The sequence below is a fragment of the Acaryochloris sp. IP29b_bin.137 genome, from assembly GCF_028285745.1.
In the GTDB taxonomy this organism is placed as follows: Bacteria; Cyanobacteriota; Cyanobacteriia; order Thermosynechococcales; family Thermosynechococcaceae; genus Acaryochloris.
Window position 1 is genome coordinate 40,664 of sequence record NZ_JANQOP010000040.1, and the last position, 14,753, is coordinate 55,416.

Annotated in this window: 13 protein-coding genes; 4 read left to right on the forward strand and 9 right to left on the reverse strand. The window is 49.2% G+C overall.

What is annotated here, in order from left to right; all coding sequences use genetic code 11:
• Positions 1-320: 320 nt before the first annotated feature.
• The 6 genes from Q0991_RS03120 to Q0991_RS03145 all read right to left on the reverse strand — a co-directional run bounded on the left by Q0991_RS03120 (position 321) and on the right by Q0991_RS03145 (position 6,346).
• Complete coding sequence (locus Q0991_RS03120; protein ID WP_299485431.1) at positions 321-644, reverse strand: hypothetical protein; 324 nt, start codon at positions 642-644, stop codon at positions 321-323.
• Positions 645-826: 182 nt separating this feature from the next.
• Positions 827-2,002: a DUF58 domain-containing protein gene (locus tag Q0991_RS03125; protein ID WP_299485433.1), complete on the reverse strand. Its 1,176-nt coding sequence runs from the start codon at positions 2,000-2,002 to the stop codon at positions 827-829.
• 30 nt (positions 2,003-2,032) lie between these two features.
• On the reverse strand, positions 2,033-3,448 hold the full coding sequence (locus Q0991_RS03130) for a heterodisulfide reductase-related iron-sulfur binding cluster (protein WP_299485435.1): 1,416 nt from the start codon (positions 3,446-3,448) through the stop codon (positions 2,033-2,035).
• Positions 3,448-4,791 (reverse strand): FAD-binding oxidoreductase, encoded by a 1,344-nt coding sequence (locus tag Q0991_RS03135; RefSeq protein ID WP_299485437.1) that lies wholly within the window; start codon positions 4,789-4,791, stop codon positions 3,448-3,450. The genes Q0991_RS03130 and Q0991_RS03135 overlap by 1 nt, the downstream gene beginning before the upstream one ends.
• Positions 4,792-5,012: 221 nt before the next feature.
• A complete protein-coding gene (locus tag Q0991_RS03140) occupies positions 5,013-5,294 on the reverse strand; it encodes a hypothetical protein (protein WP_299485439.1) in 282 nt (93 codons plus the stop codon).
• Positions 5,295-5,629: 335 nt separating this feature from the next.
• Positions 5,630-6,346 (reverse strand): hypothetical protein, encoded by a 717-nt coding sequence (locus Q0991_RS03145; RefSeq protein WP_299485441.1) that lies wholly within the window; start codon positions 6,344-6,346, stop codon positions 5,630-5,632.
• 373 nt (positions 6,347-6,719) lie between these two features.
• Between Q0991_RS03145 and acs the strand changes: the two genes are divergently transcribed.
• Positions 6,720-8,690, forward strand: a complete 1,971-nt coding sequence (gene acs / locus Q0991_RS03150) for an acetate--CoA ligase (RefSeq protein ID WP_299485443.1) — start codon at positions 6,720-6,722, stop codon at positions 8,688-8,690.
• 520 nt (positions 8,691-9,210) lie between these two features.
• On the opposite strand, the gene Q0991_RS03155 is transcribed toward acs, so the two are convergent.
• Together Q0991_RS03155 and Q0991_RS03160 are read right to left on the reverse strand one after the other, a co-directional pair.
• Positions 9,211-9,618, reverse strand: a complete 408-nt coding sequence (locus Q0991_RS03155; RefSeq protein WP_299485445.1) for an MAPEG family protein — start codon at positions 9,616-9,618, stop codon at positions 9,211-9,213.
• 54 nt (positions 9,619-9,672) lie between these two features.
• Positions 9,673-10,212 carry a peroxiredoxin-like family protein gene (locus Q0991_RS03160; protein ID WP_299485446.1) on the reverse strand — a complete coding sequence of 180 codons (540 nt, stop codon included), beginning with the start codon at positions 10,210-10,212 and terminating at the stop codon, positions 9,673-9,675.
• 119 nt (positions 10,213-10,331) lie between these two features.
• On the opposite strand from Q0991_RS03160, the gene Q0991_RS03165 reads away from it, so the two are divergent.
• On the forward strand, positions 10,332-11,201 hold the full coding sequence (locus Q0991_RS03165) for a LysR family transcriptional regulator (RefSeq protein ID WP_299485448.1): 870 nt from the start codon (positions 10,332-10,334) through the stop codon (positions 11,199-11,201).
• Positions 11,202-11,940: 739 nt separating this feature from the next.
• A complete protein-coding gene (locus Q0991_RS03170; RefSeq protein ID WP_299485450.1) occupies positions 11,941-12,555 on the forward strand; it encodes a pentapeptide repeat-containing protein in 615 nt (204 codons plus the stop codon).
• A gap of 64 nt (positions 12,556-12,619) precedes the next feature.
• Here the strand turns inward: Q0991_RS03170 and Q0991_RS03175 are convergent, their stop codons facing one another.
• A complete protein-coding gene (locus tag Q0991_RS03175; RefSeq protein ID WP_299485452.1) occupies positions 12,620-13,591 on the reverse strand; it encodes a branched-chain amino acid transaminase in 972 nt (323 codons plus the stop codon).
• A gap of 67 nt (positions 13,592-13,658) precedes the next feature.
• Between Q0991_RS03175 and Q0991_RS03180 the strand changes: the two genes are divergently transcribed.
• The gene (locus Q0991_RS03180) at positions 13,659-14,486 is read left to right on the forward strand and encodes a helix-turn-helix domain-containing protein (protein WP_299485454.1); all 828 of its coding nucleotides are present in this window, start codon (positions 13,659-13,661) and stop codon (positions 14,484-14,486) included.
• The last annotated feature ends 267 nt before the right edge of the window (positions 14,487-14,753 follow it).

The following is a 14,753-nucleotide window of genomic DNA, read 5'->3' on the forward strand; positions in this document are numbered from 1 at the left end:
ATTTATTTTCTCTGATGCAGGGCTAATTTTCGATAAAAACGAAAAGGTTTAATATCATTATTGAGCTATTTCTCAATGATTCAGCTAGAGCTAAACAATCGATATTTCCCAAAATATCAGAGTAAAAGCGTCCATAAAAAGCTTGTCTAGGGAAAGACCAGGTCTGATCAAAACGGTGCAGAAATTGACGGCAGGCAAGATTTACCCCTACTCGGTTAGTGGAAAGGGACAGAGCAATTTAGATATACCAAAAGCTCAGCCCAACACCCTAGAACATGGTGTGGGCTGAGCAAATCGTGAGGTTGCTTCAGCGCGTAGAATTAGCGATGCTGACGGATCGCAACGACAGCTAAGTTTTGGGATTCTTGAGCCACGGCGACGGGCCGAGTTTCCTGCGATTTGGGTGCAGCAGCTTTAAAGGTAAAGCCCAAGCGGGATTCTTCTACGGAATTATCCGGTGAATGTTTCGGCGCAGAAGTTGCTGACAGGTGCCGACAACCTGCAGGAACGATTTTGACAATGGATGCAGCACCATTGGGACCGCAAGTCACCAATGTTCCCCCATGAGCAGGTTGTGCTAGGGCCGATGCACTGGCTAAAGAGCCAAAAATCAGTGCAGTATGAAGCAAGGCTTTCGTATTCATCGTACTGACCTACTTACACTCATATATTGTTATGAGTGCAGTATGAAGACCATCGCTGAGTTCACGATGAAAAATGTATTAGATTATACTAATTTATTCAATCAAGACATTACTTTGGAGGCAAAGTCCCTTTACTGCCTACGGTCTTTCCCAACAGGATTAACCGCTGTCGTCCCTGCATTTTAACGATATTGTCGAGTTGCATGAATTGGGGTTTGGAGTTGAACGGCAAGCGGTTGCTCAGCGTGAATCACGACGCCTTCTCCCTGGCGTGACACAATATTTTTATATTGATTTGAACCATTGGGATGCGGCCAGAGCAACCAACCACTCCCAGAGGGTAATGCCGACATACTATCTGGATCAGATGTTAACCAGATCACGGAATGCTGGGGGAGAGGCGCAACTGTTACCTCCCCTGCTTGCACTTGGGCTAGTGTTTCTAGGATGGCTTGCCGGCCCGTTTGCAGCCCGATCTGGGCAGTCCATAGTTGCATCTGATCTTGATGCTTTTGACCATAAGCATACAGAGACGCCGCCGCAATCACCGCTTGTTCAAACTGATCGGGATGCCAATCCCCCGAACTATCCAAAGCAATTACCAAGGTGTTCCCACCTGCAAACATTTCCAGTTCGCGCGTGCGAAACTCATTGTGGCGAGCACTGGTGCGCCAATGGACGAGTCGTAACGGGTCACCCCAACGATAGGGGCGGATAGACCGCGTCACCCCTTCATTATGGTTATGGGGGCCAATCTGTTGCGCTTGGTATTGCCGATCTTGCTCATGTCCCGAGTTATCTAATAGTGGGCAGTACTGTAAGGGCAAGATTTGGGGATAGACGATCGCCTTGGCCTTCACCGGGCGACTCCGGCGGCACCAAAACAGTCCTAACGGTGCAGCACTCCGTAATTGGATATTGTGCCAGCGATAGACCCCTCGTTGTTGGGGGTGGAGGGTATAAGTCCAGGTATGGGCCGCTTGCGGGGGAATATCAGCGATGCTGTGGGAGGATAAGACTCCTAGCTTTTGGGGTGGGTGATCATAGACTTGCAGCAGGGACTTCACAGTCTTAGTTGGATTGGACACCTTCAAGCCCAAATTCAAGGACTCACCCACGCTGACGGGTAACAGGGGCAGCCGCTCCACCTCTACGCCTTGCAAAGACTGAATCGGTAAGACGGCAGATATCAACAAAAGGGCTAAACCCAGTCCTCCTAATACATATAGCCAACCTGCTAGCGTATTCGAAGCCGCCAACAGGAAAAAGGTGGTTAGGCCCAAAATAACCCAGCCTGCATAGGCTGGCGTCGCCCAATGGGTCTCTAACCAGGACGTCAGTTTATTAGCTAAATGCATAGGTAAGGATGGAGCAGCAATCAGACTCGTTTAAAGCGACCTGTCTTGAGCATTCCCTGCACTTGCGGTTGACCATGCAACCCCTCGAATTGAGCAATCTAAAAGCTGCATGGGATGGAGCACGGGGGTGGTGTGATCCTGTTCATCCAAATGTTTTCGAATTTGCATAGTACAACCCACATTCGCTGAGGCAATTAAGGTGGCCCCCGTTTGGGTCAGATTCTGGACTTTCTGCTGCCCTAATTCTTCGGCAATCTCCGGTTGCAAAATGTTGTAGACGCCCGCACTACCACAGCAGAGAAAGGCATCACGAGGTTCACGAAGTTCCAAACCGGGAATTTGCTGCAATAGGTGGCGCGGTTGGGCCTGAATTTTTTGGCCATGCAGCATATGGCAGGCGTCTTGATACACCACTGTCAGTGGCTCTGCCTGCAGAGGAGACAAGGGAGTAGTTAGGCCGACTTCGTCGAGGAATTCTTGGACGTCTTTGACTTTGTGGGCAAAAGCCTGGGCACGATCGCAATACACCACATCCTCTTTTAAGATCTGCCCATATTCCTTAAGGGTGTGACCACAACCCGAGGCATTGATAATCACGGCATCTAGCTCAGTATCGGCAAAGCTATCAATCATCTGCCGCGCTAAATCTTTGGCTTGGTCGACTTGACCTTGGTGATGGGGAAGAGCGGCACAACATCCCTGGCTTTTCGGAATAACCACTTCGCAACCGTTGGCGGTTAGCACCCGAAGGGTAGCCCGATTCACTTCAGACAAAAAGAGGCGCTGGATACAGCCTAGGATCAACCCCACCCGATAGCGCCGTTTCCCTTGGGCAGGAAAAATTTCGGGTCCCGGATCCGTAAAGGCCTGGGATTGAATCGGCGGCAGCAGGGACTCCATCGCCACTAGAGATTTAGGCAAAACTCGCTCTAGGAGACCCGATTGTCGGAGCAGCGCTTGCAAACCTGTCTTTTGATAAAGCTGTAGGGGACCTAGTAGACGTCGCAGTCGTTGTGGATAGGGCAATAGTGAAAATAGCATTTTTCGCAGCAGTCGTTGGGGTAAGCTACGTTGATAATGTTGCTCAATCTGAGCCCGGGCGGAGGTAATTAGCTGGTCGTACTCCACACCCGATGGACAAGTGCTGACGCAAGCCAAACAGCCTAGACATGTATCAAAATGCTCAACGGTAGTGTCGGTTAGGGTAAATTCCCCTTGGTTCAAGCCATTCATTAAATAGACCCGTCCCCGAGGAGAATCGGTTTCTTTGCCAATCACACGATAGCTGGGACAGGTGGACAAACAAAACCCACAGTGGACGCAGCTATCGATCAGCGATTGTTCGGTAGATTGAGGCTTAGCTGGCGGAGCGGTCTGTTCTAAAAGCGACCGATCAATCTGGGCTGTCGTAACCCGCAGAGAACTAGGTGATTCAGAAGTAGGCATTAAATTCCACCAACAAAACGATCGGGGTTCAAAAGATTGTGAGGGTCAAATTGCTGTTTGAGTTGTTGCATACGGGTAAGCGCATTGCCTGCATATCCCCAGACATCAAGGCCGCGCTTGAGGGCTGATGGGGCTTCTAAAACCGTTAAAAATCCCTGGGCGCTTTGGCAATGCGATCGCAACGCTCGTATCCATTCAACCGCAGGAGAGGGGTCCTTGCCTATCCCTTCATGTTCTAATCGCAAAACTCCGGTGCCGCTCCCCCCATGGATGCGTCCCCAGCAGGCAATCTCTTTCGAGTGACAGTACCGCTCAAACTGAGCCAGTAGCTGAGACGCTTGGGCAGGTAGCACGCCAAATTTGCAGACGAGGGCTGAAGGTTGAGGCGTTTGCCAGAACTGATGGGTGAGCTGCTGCCAAAACTCTGTATCTCGGTCAGCGGTGAGGGTGAGACTGGGCAGGCCTTGGGCTAGTTTCAGCATGCGATCGCATTGGGCAACCACGCTCTCTTCTAGACTTTGAAATCGCACCCCTAAGCCTTGTTCCCCCTCTACAGACCAAGCTTGAAGGGTAGATGCAGACAGTACATCCACCGCCGTAGGGGTCAAAGTACTTCTTAATAGAGTCTGAGTCAGGTCCGCAATCTGTACCTCAGACCCACCCACGATCACCGTGGTAGAGGTCTCTGACAGCGGATAGAGCCGCAGCGTGACTTCAGCGATGACCCCCAACGTGCCAAATGCCCCCGCCATCAACTTCATTAAGTCATAGCCAGCAACATTCTTGACGACCCTGCCCCCAGCCTTTGCAGTTTGGCCGTCAGATCGAATCACCGTCACACCGATACACATATCTCGTAGGCTGCCGTATCGATGGCGTAAGCTACCGCCATCGCGGGTAGCCATTAGTCCCCCTACAGTGGCAGTCTCAGGATAGGCGGGATCCAGAGCAACGAATTGTTTGGCATCCGCTAATTGGGACTGAAGCGCTGCCAAGGATAAACCCGCTTCCACCGTTACGGTCAAGTCTCCCGCCGCATGGTCAATCACTCGATTCAGGAATTGGGTGCTCACCACCAAATCAATGTTTTTCGTTAAGCCTCCCCAATGCAGTTTGCTCCCTTGACCACAGATCAGCAATCGCCATTGATGGTGATGGGCCTCAGCAATAACCGTCGCTAATTCTGTTTGGGTACGGGGATAAACCAGATAAGTTGGGAGTGCGGCTCGATCAAAGATCTGCGCCGGTGCAGAGAGCAATGAGGTCTCAGACAAACGCAAAACCTGCTCAGCACCCACGAGGGGAATCAGTTGTTGAGAAATTGCAGTAGTTGAAAGAACCACAATACACCGTTCAAAAAGTCAGGGGAGTTGGAACAGTTGAATTCAACTGTTTATCCACCATAAACGGTATCCCAGATTGCAGACAAATGCTGAGGTTTCCTGGGGGATTTAATGCTGTCTCAGGCCGTCCCCTGGCAAGCACTCACTATCGGGACAGGCTTTACCCTGATCGGTGATCAGTCCAGTTAGTCGTTCAAGTCGTTCACGGACAGGCACACACCCTACTCGTACTGAAAGTTACCCACAATCGGGAACTCATATTTTAGATCACTGCTTAATGTATATTCATAATTTGGGTTAAAAACCTCCTCACCCAGAAAGTAGTAATGGTAAAAGCCTGGGTAGGGAAAATCACCCTTTAAGAACCCCGCAGAGGGAATAAAAAAAGGAATCGGCACCACCTGATTGGAAGACGACCCAAAGACAACCTGAGTTTGAGCAGCGACTCCTGAGGGCAGCAGCGCGAGAGCAGCACCAGCCAGAGCAATCAAAGTGGATTTCATGACAAGTCCCTCCTCACAAGGAAGCAACAATGTTGGGGTGAGGCACCAAACCTCAAAGAGGATGATAAGGATGGGTTAGCCTTTAATTCTTTCTCCGATCAGAAATTTTAAGGATCTTGCATCCAAATCATTCAATTAAGATTCGGTATCGCTAAAGAACACCTACTTTTTGATTGTGCCTAAATTTTATCGGCAAACTTGCAAGACATGTGATCTAGGTAACAAATGTCAGCTTATCCGTAAAGATAAATAAATCTGAGACAACAAATATAAAGCCAACTGAGCTGGCTCGAGAATCGATTGCTGCGGTAAAGCTTTTCCCAGGAGGCGTTTACTTAAGGATCGCTGAAGTCAGCACCGCCTACAGGCTCAGCGGATGTCGTCTCTGGTAGGGTTTGGGACAAGGCAGCCACATCATCTCCTTCCGCAGGTAAGCATACTTTAGTTGCCCACGTTCCTTCGTACTGAGTCACTCGAAGCGTGCGCCCGGGCTCAATCTTCATCCGATTAATTTTGTCTTTTGATAAGCTGGTAACCAGTTGTTCGCCCGTCGGAGAGACCAGGCCCAGCTTATTTTCTTCCACAACAATGACAGTTCCCTCAAAGACCCGACGGACACGAGGTGGCGCTAACCGAACGATCTGATCATTACCATTCACATCAAACCCCACTAAGCTACCCCGGCGGAAAGTTTGAGTCGCGCTGTTGGCCGCAACTTTGTAGGTTCGAGCTGTTCCATCGATAAGTCTGACTGAAAGTTGATCTCCTTTAAGAGATCGCACTAAACCGTATTGGCTCAATATTTCTGCGGGTTCTACTGCAGGAGACGTCGTGAGTGCCGTTTGGGTCGGATCGGATTCAACTTCTGGAGGGTTTGTAGGCAGTGTTGCTGGCGCAAAAGGCCCCAAGACCTCTGCTTCTCGGGTGAAGTTATTGCCAATCGACGCTGAATCTTCGGCCACTAAATCGGTTGCTTGCGCATGGCTGGCTAAGGCCGTTGAGATCAGGGTGAGACAGATAATAGAAGATGAAGTGCAGAATTTTACCAGCATTTCTTTTATGCCTTAGCCAATTTAAATGTTTACTTAAAAATTGCGACGATTCTGAATTTTGTTAGCGAAATATTGTTAACAGTTTTTCAATATTTCTACTTTTTAGCAATTTTTTATATCCGAAGAATACCTTATTTAACTTCAGACCTGCAAGTCATTGATTCAGAAAGAAAGGCCAAAAATCGAGGTTTTATCTGACTTTTTTGAGGTTTATAACAGAATTTCCGTTTTCTCTACTTTTGTAACTCTCTGAAAACTGATCACAAAAGCTTAAAGAATTGCGATCGCATTTTGTGCGACCTTAATTAGCAACACGGCAGATCGGGATCTTCTCGCCTCTGCTGATTGCTCCAGACACTGGTTAACAAGGGCTATGTCACAACCCACGATTGAATCCATCCTGCAAGAACAACGACTATTTCCACCGCCTGCAGATCTGGCGGCCCAGGCCGAAATCAAAAGTGCTGAGGAATATGAGCAGCTTTATGCCAAAGCAGAAGCAGATCCACAGGCTTTTTGGGCGGAACTGGCGGAAAAGGAACTGGACTGGTTTGAGAAATGGGATACGGTGCTGGACTGGCAGCCGCCCTTTGCCAAATGGTTTGCCGGCGGCAAGCTGAATATCACCTATAACTGCTTAGATCGGCACCTCAAAACCTGGCGACGGAACAAAGCCGCTTTGATTTGGGAAGGGGAGCCAGGGGATTCGCGTACCCTCACCTATGCTCAACTGCATCGGGAAGTCTGTCAGGCCGCCAATGTGCTCAAGCAGCTCGGCGTCAGCAAAGGCGACCGGGTCGGCATTTATATGCCGATGGTCCCGGAAGCTGCGATCGCAATGTTAGCCTGCGCCCGCATTGGTGCGCCTCACACTGTTGTTTTTGGCGGGTTTAGTGCCGAAGCTCTGAAAGATCGTCTTAATGATGCCGAAGCCAAATTGGTGATCACTGCCGATGGCGGCTTTCGCAAAGATAAAGCCGTTCCCTTAAAAGTAGCTGTCGACAAAGCCTTAGCCGACAACGGTGTCCCCAGCGTTAACAACGTATTGGTGGTGCAGCGCACCCAAACCGACGTGACGATGGCACCGAATCGCGATCATTGGTGGCATGAGTTAGTCCCAGCCGCCTCGGCAAACTGTCCGCCTGAACCGATGGACAGCGAAGATATGCTGTTTATTCTCTATACCAGTGGCACCACCGGACGGCCTAAAGGAGTCGTTCACACCACCGGCGGCTACAACCTTTACACCCATATGACCTGTAAGTGGGCCTTCGATCTCAAAGATAACGACGTTTACTGGTGTACGGCAGATGTTGGCTGGATCACCGGACATAGCTATATTGTCTACGGTCCCCTCTCCAACGGTGCGACTTCCCTGATGTATGAAGGGGCTCCCCGCGCTTCTAATCCAGGCTGTTTCTGGGATGTGGTGGAAAAATATGGGGTCAATATCTTCTACACGGCTCCCACGGCCATCCGTGCCTTTATTAAATTGGGCGATCAGCATCCCCAAGCCCGAGACTTATCTTCACTACGGATTTTAGGCACCGTCGGTGAACCCATTAACCCGGAAGCCTGGATCTGGTATCAGCAAGTGATTGGCGGTGGCAAATGCCCGATCATTGATACCTGGTGGCAAACGGAAACGGGGGGCTTTATGATCACGCCGCTTCCCGGTGCCACTGCTACTAAACCTGGGTCGGCAACTCGTCCGTTTCCTGGCATTCTGGCCGATGTCGTGGACTTAGAGGGCAACCCCGTGGCTGACAATGAAGGTGGCTATCTGGTGGTGCGGCACCCCTGGCCCAGTATGATGCGAACCGTTTACGGAGATGATGATCGATTCCGCCGTACCTATTGGGAGCATATCCCACCCAAGGACGGCAAATACGTTTACTTTGCCGGAGATGGCGTCCGCCGAGATGAGGATGGTTATTTTTGGATTATGGGTCGCGTCGATGACGTGATCAATGTATCCGGCCACCGTCTAGGCACGATGGAGATTGAGTCTGCTTTGGTATCGCATCCTGCCGTAGCAGAGGCTGCCGTAGTGGGTCGCCCGGATGATCTCAAGGGTGAAGATGTATTTGCTTTTGTCACTTTAGAAAATACCCATCCTCCCAGTGATGACCTCAAAGTTGAACTCAAGCAGCATGTCGTCAATGAGATTGGGGTGATTGCTCGTCCGGGAGAGATTCGCTTTGCTGATGCTTTACCCAAAACTCGCTCTGGCAAAATTATTCGGCGGTTCTTGCGAAACTTAGCCAGTGGTGAGGATATCGCGGGGGATGCTTCCACGATGGAAGACCAAAGTGTTTTGGAAAACCTTCGGCAGGGTTCTTAAAGTAGCTGATGTAGAAAGATTGAGATGGCTCTACCCTGTAATGGAGTAAGCGAAGAGCACCCTATTAGAACGATTGTTATTAATCTATTGCGCTTACATGGCTAAAAATCTCTCAAACCCACTATGACTAAGCTTGAGATCAAGATTCATCAATTTTCTCGCTACTCACTTAAAACAACTCTGCCGTAGTTCAATGGTTAGCATAACAGCTGTCCACGGCTCTTTCGCAAAATACAGGCATCTATAGACACGGGTGTAGGTTGCTCAATCCTCCAATAAATCTCAATACGCTAACTCTTTTGATCTTTGGGAACCTGGACCTCAACGGCTCAACTATCGACCCAATGGCGATTAAAACAGCTGCAGTATCAACTGCTTGATAGCAACCTCAGTAATTATTTATGTATTGCAGATTTAGCCGCATGATTGTGATGGCTATATCGATGGTGAGCTATCGTGATGCTGTCCTTATTGTTAAGGACAGCATCACACTGTTTTGGGATCTGTACAGATGGTTCGCTTAGAAGACTACCTGAGCCCCAATTATCAGGACCGTCGCCCAAGAAACTAAATACGTGGGGGTTCGCAAATAAGGGATCCCCAGAATATATATGCTGGCATGCATGACTCGTGCCCAGAAAAAGGTTGCAGCCCAAGCAGTAATCATACCAGGATCGGCCTCAGTCAAATGAGCTGCGATCACTACAGCGGCAAAGGCCGGCAAGGTTTCCACCATATTTAGATGAGTGCGTTGGGCTCGCTGGGCCCAGACTGGAATATCGGGGGATTCTGCGGGGAATTTTCGAGTGGGATAGTTACTGGCAAAGGCCGGAATCCCCCAGACAAAAGCGCGATTGAGAATATAGGGAACCCACAGCAGTACACAGAGCATACCACTGGCAGCTAGATAGAAAAGGGCCGTGTTCATAATGTGTTCCTTATCGTTGAATAAAAGTTTGTAGAGGAATGGGAGACAGAATCTTTACTCTGTTCCTCTTAAGGGATAGTTGTTGGGAATGATGTAGGCTAAGCCAGTCAATAGCGAATCAAAATTGATGCGGGAGAAGGGATGGGTGCCAATATTGGCGAAGTACAACTGACCATCTGGCTGAATCAGGAATACGGCGGGTTCGCTAAACAGCGCGGGCTCTTGTTCAAAATGGCCTTGACTCAGATATAGGCCCCAGTCCCGCATTTGCTCGGGAGTTAAACCATAACCGAGGGATAGCTGTTGGAGGTTGGCTTGAGTTTTAAGTTGCTGGGTTTTGTCTATGCCATCACCACTCAAGGCAATCACTTGAACGCCAAGTTGGGCAAAGGCGGCCAGCTTTTGGTCAAGTTCCGTGAGGTATTGCTGGCAAATGGGGCAATGGAGCCCGCGATAGAAAACCACCATCGTATAGTGCTCAGGGGTTTGATCGGCTAACCGCCACAGCCCGTGATCCAAGGTCTGAACCACTAAGGGTGGGGCTGCATGGCCCATCAGTAATTTGGGTGAAGTGGATTGAGCGAAAGTCATCATAGGATTAGTCCTGGGTAGAGGGTGCGATCGCAGTTACGATTCACACTTTCTATCCTGGAGTAGGCTAATCTATAGAGCAAGACTATTTTTATTATTATATCTATAGATAACGTCTATATATGGATCTCTACCAAGTTCGATATTTTCTGACCATTGCTGAAACGGGTACCTTTTCGCGGGCGGCAGAGCGACTTTACCTTTCTCAGCCATCCCTATCAGCAGGAATTAAAAAGCTAGAGCAGGAGCTAGGGGTGGCTTTGTTTGAGCGGGGTGGACGACGGACGGTTCTAACCGCAGCGGGACAAGCCTTTAAAGAGCGGGCCACGGTCATTATGGCTCAGTACCAAGCGGCTCTCCACGAACTCAAAGGCTTTAATGATCGACCGACGCTGAAGGTAGGGGTGCTCAGCACCTTGCGGGTGAGTGAGCTAGCCGAGTTGGTCCATAGTTTTCAGCAACAGTACCCCCACGTGACCCTGGAACTGTATGACCATCCTGCCGATTCGTTACAAGACAAACTTACCCAGGGTGAAATTGATGTGGCAATTACGGTATTGGGACCACAGGATGATGCTCAAACCTCAACCCTTTTGTTTACTCAACCTTTACTGCTCGCCGTTCCGGTTCGTCATCCCTTGGCACAGCGAACTTCAGTGCGGTTGGCTGAACTAGATGGTCAACCCTATATCGATCGGGTGAATTGTGAGTTCTTTAAGCAAGAGTGCCAACTGCTAGAGGCACAAAAAATCTGTCCCCAAGTCGTGTATCGAGCCAGTCACGAGGAGTGGGTGATTTCCTTGGTCAAAGCTGGACTGGGGTTGAGTGTGATGCCCTATTGGCGGGGGCTGGCGGACATTGTTTATCTGCCAGTAGTCGATATTGACTTTCAGCGGCGGGTTGGGATTAAGTGGCGGCTTCAGTGTTCCCAGGTGGTTGAACAGTTTTGTCGATTTGCCACGAGCCATAATTGGGAGTCGATGGCGGGGTGAAACTAAGGTGCGATCACAGCCAACGCATCCCAGAAGGCTTGCAAATCCTTATAGTGGGGAAGTACAATTTTTGCCTCTTCAGCTTTACTCCCTTCCCGCCATAAGATCATGCATCTAAATGTCATTAAAATCCTTGTTTATCAAGAATCTGAACACCCAATCTTATGCTGGGATGGGAGTAAACTGTTGAGCATCATCCCCAGTAGCAATACCAATAAAGGGATATCCCAAGTTTTTAGCAGTCCATACATCCCAAATGCCTCAGATCACATGGGAAAAAGTCTATTGGTATAGGTGGCCCAATCTTGGGAAATAGTCGTAATGCCAAAAATGTCTTGAAAGGTTTGGACAAAGGCCAGATCGTCAAGGTCATGGAGGCAGTTAGGGTGCCGTCAATATCGGACATGACCAGTTGCATTATCCATACCTTTGCTATGTGTTCAGAGGCACCCATTAGCATATCTTTACGTTGGCCGACGCCTGAATCATCAGTTAAATGCCGGGCTTAGGGCGTCTCTAATGCAGTAGACCGCATTTTCTAGTTGTGAGCTATATGATCCCTTAAAAAGTGGCCTATATTCTTTGACCCACAACATTATGCATCTTTTTATTCAAGCAATGCTTCTCAACGTTAATCTGTAAGCTTTTCAGTGGTTTGCTACGAAGAAAGATTATCAGAGGTGCAGGGTATATTGGGTATTAACTTATCTCGATACCAATAATTCCAAGGGTTTGCTAAATGATGACACCCATAGCGGCTGGTCCTAACTCAGGACCAAAAAACTTACTCGATATTTTGCTACGTGGATCGGACGCCTGGAACGATTGGCGGATCCAGAATCCAACCGTTCCGATCAATTTATTTAAGACCAACCTCAGCAATGCGCCACTCCGAGGGGCCAACTTTGAAGGTGCTGACTTTCGCAAAGCCAAACTTTTTCGAGCAGACTTGCGAGAGGCTTGTCTACGGGGAGCTGACCTGAGGGGAGCCAACCTCAGAGGGGCCAACCTGTTTGGAGCCAATCTGCAGGGTGCTAATCTGAGCGGGGCCAATCTCAGTCATGCCATGCTCTACTGTGCCAATTTTGGAGGAGCCCATTTGAGAGGTACCGTTCTCGACAGCGCTAACTTATTGCGAGCTAATTTTAGTCATAGCGATCTGCGGAATTCCATCCTGAAAGATGCCAAGCTGAAGGGCGCTAACCTTGATGGGACTCAAATTTTGCAAACTGACCTGATCGGCATTAACCTCAGTGAGGTCCAGTTAAAAGAAGTCCACTTGATGGATGCTAGTTTCAAAAATTACTCCATTGACAGCATGACGATTACGGGCAGCACTGGGGCTGCCCGCTGATATCGCTTGGGGCTATCCCCGTAACCCTGATCATATGGAGGCTCTTCGGTGCTGAACTTAAGCACTATGCAGTTGTAGCACCATTGAGGTTCACCATCGTGAGCCACTCAGCATATCGGGGTTCTGCTCCTATCATGATTTGTTGTAGTCCCTGGCGTGACTGTTCAGTTACGGGGCGTTGTTGCGGCAACCTGTAAGTTTCAATCTCCAACACAGGTACAACTTGTGCTGCTGTACCGCAGAGAAAGACTTCATCCGCTATGAAGAGTTCAGATTTATCGACCGGACGCTCAACAACAGGAATGCCTAGATCGTTGGCTAGCGCGATTACGCTGGCTCGGGTAATCCCTTCTAAAATATCTTGATCAACACTGGGGGTAATCAACTGGCCATTTCTAACGAGAAAAAGATTCATGGCCGATGCCTCACTCACTTTTCCCTGAGCATTCATCAAGATCGCCTCATCAAATCCTGATGCAACTGCTTCCGTCTTGGCTAATGCCGATGCAATGTAGGCAGCACTCAACTTGCCCCGCAAGGGCTGACTACGATCCTCTTGTCGCAGCCAAGAACTGATTCGACAGCGCACACCGCCTGGATGCAAGTACTCTCCCATTTCTAGGCCATAGATTAATAGATCTTTGCTGACATCATGCAGCCGGGGCGCAATGCCCAGGCTAGAGGTATAGATTAACGGTCGGACATAAAAAGAAGTTTGGGGCTGGTTGTGCCGCACAAACTCAATCAAGGTCGCTTCAAGTTCGCTGGGGTCAATATTGGTATTCAGATATTTAGCACTCTGGCTCAATCGCCCACAGTGATCTGCTAGGCGAAACATCAAAATCTGGTTTGAGTCACCAGGAGAAGGTATTCCGCGAATTCCGCCCAAAACTGAAGTGCCATAGTGAAGCGCGTGTGTCGCAATCGAAAGTTGAGCTTCAGGGAAAGGGCGGAACGCTCCTTCAAAAAAGGCAATGGGTAGAAATGCTGGAGTGGAAGCCGTGGTTGGTAAATCCAGTTGAGTGAGGAGTGTCATGATACAGCACTTGCGAAAGGTTCAGGATGAACTTTAAAATAGCACCACTCTTTAGTGGTGTCATCCAATGAGCGATACCCAATACTTAGAAAACCTCGTAGATTTAGGGTTAACTCGCTATCAGGCCGCTGTCTATCTGGCCCTGATGGATCGGCAAGACTTCACTCCTGCGCAGATTGCAACCCGTGCTCAAGTTCCTCGGCAGCGGATTTATGATGTCTTGGCATCATTGTGCGATCGCGGTCTCTGTCTCGAACGCCATTCCGGTCGACAGCGGATCTTCCAGGCCGTGGAGCCGTCCCAGGCCCTACCCACCCTGTTGCAGGAAAAACAGAAGCAATTCACTGCTGAACTCCAGCGCCAAGAGCAGCAGACTCACCGTGCTGTTGCCGCCCTTTCCCCGCTCTATACCAAAGGCCACAACACTCAAGATCCGTTGGCCTACATTGATGTATTGTCCGAACCTAATCGAATAGCAGATTGTGGGGCCAAACTTTCCCAATCTGCTCAATCATCGATCAGCGTCTTCTTCACCTATCCGTCTTTACTGAGCCATGAAGACGGCCTCAACCTTGTCAAAGATCCGCTACAGCGGGGTATTTGCTACCGCACAATCTATGAACACAACATTTGGCAAGATCCCAGTAGCCAGGACTTTATTCGCCAGTGTCAAACCTGGGGACAGCAAGTCCGCTTCGTGGAAAAGGTGCCCTTCAAAATGCAGCTGTTCGACCAGCGGATAACGTTGTTGTCTCTACAAGACCCCCTATCGGGAACGCCCAGCTTTACAGCTTTAAACGTCACCCATCCTGGGCTAGGGGAAATGCTCAATATTGCTTTCGAGTCTTTATGGCATCAAGGGACACCGGAGCCCATCCTGACTGAAAGAGGGTAGCTCTATGCGGTTTGGTGGGGTATGTTTTGACCTTTAAATCAGACCCAGATAGAAGATGAGGATAAATACTCAACGATAAATTTAGGATTCCGAAAAGAAAGTTTACGTTGAGTCCCTTAAATGATAGGTTTAGAAATGGCGAAATCATACGTCTGAGCTGCGCGTAAAAGCAGTTATAACAGTCATCACAACTAGAGTAGGCGTGAGCATGGTCACCACCACGAATAAGAATACTGGTTACATTTCTCAAATTATTGGTCCTGTTTT

Bases quoted from the DNA above. Each gene is read 5' to 3' on its own strand.
- Q0991_RS03120 (WP_299485431.1), bottom strand. From the start codon at position 644: ATGAATACGAAAGCCTTGCTTCATACTGCACTGATTTTTGGCTCTTTA.
- Q0991_RS03125 (WP_299485433.1), bottom strand. From the start codon at position 2,002: ATGCATTTAGCTAATAAACTGACGTCCTGGTTAGAGACCCATTGGGCG.
- Q0991_RS03130 (WP_299485435.1), bottom strand. From the start codon at position 3,448: ATGCCTACTTCTGAATCACCTAGTTCTCTGCGGGTTACGACAGCCCAG.
- Q0991_RS03140 (WP_299485439.1), bottom strand. From the start codon at position 5,294: ATGAAATCCACTTTGATTGCTCTGGCTGGTGCTGCTCTCGCGCTGCTG.
- Q0991_RS03145 (WP_299485441.1), bottom strand. From the start codon at position 6,346: ATGCTGGTAAAATTCTGCACTTCATCTTCTATTATCTGTCTCACCCTG.
- acs (WP_299485443.1), top strand. From the start codon at position 6,720: ATGTCACAACCCACGATTGAATCCATCCTGCAAGAACAACGACTATTT.
- Q0991_RS03155 (WP_299485445.1), bottom strand. From the start codon at position 9,618: ATGAACACGGCCCTTTTCTATCTAGCTGCCAGTGGTATGCTCTGTGTA.
- Q0991_RS03160 (WP_299485446.1), bottom strand. From the start codon at position 10,212: ATGATGACTTTCGCTCAATCCACTTCACCCAAATTACTGATGGGCCAT.
- Q0991_RS03165 (WP_299485448.1), top strand. From the start codon at position 10,332: ATGGATCTCTACCAAGTTCGATATTTTCTGACCATTGCTGAAACGGGT.
- Q0991_RS03170 (WP_299485450.1), top strand. From the start codon at position 11,941: ATGATGACACCCATAGCGGCTGGTCCTAACTCAGGACCAAAAAACTTA.
- Q0991_RS03175 (WP_299485452.1), bottom strand. From the start codon at position 13,591: ATGACACTCCTCACTCAACTGGATTTACCAACCACGGCTTCCACTCCA.
- Q0991_RS03180 (WP_299485454.1), top strand. From the start codon at position 13,659: ATGAGCGATACCCAATACTTAGAAAACCTCGTAGATTTAGGGTTAACT.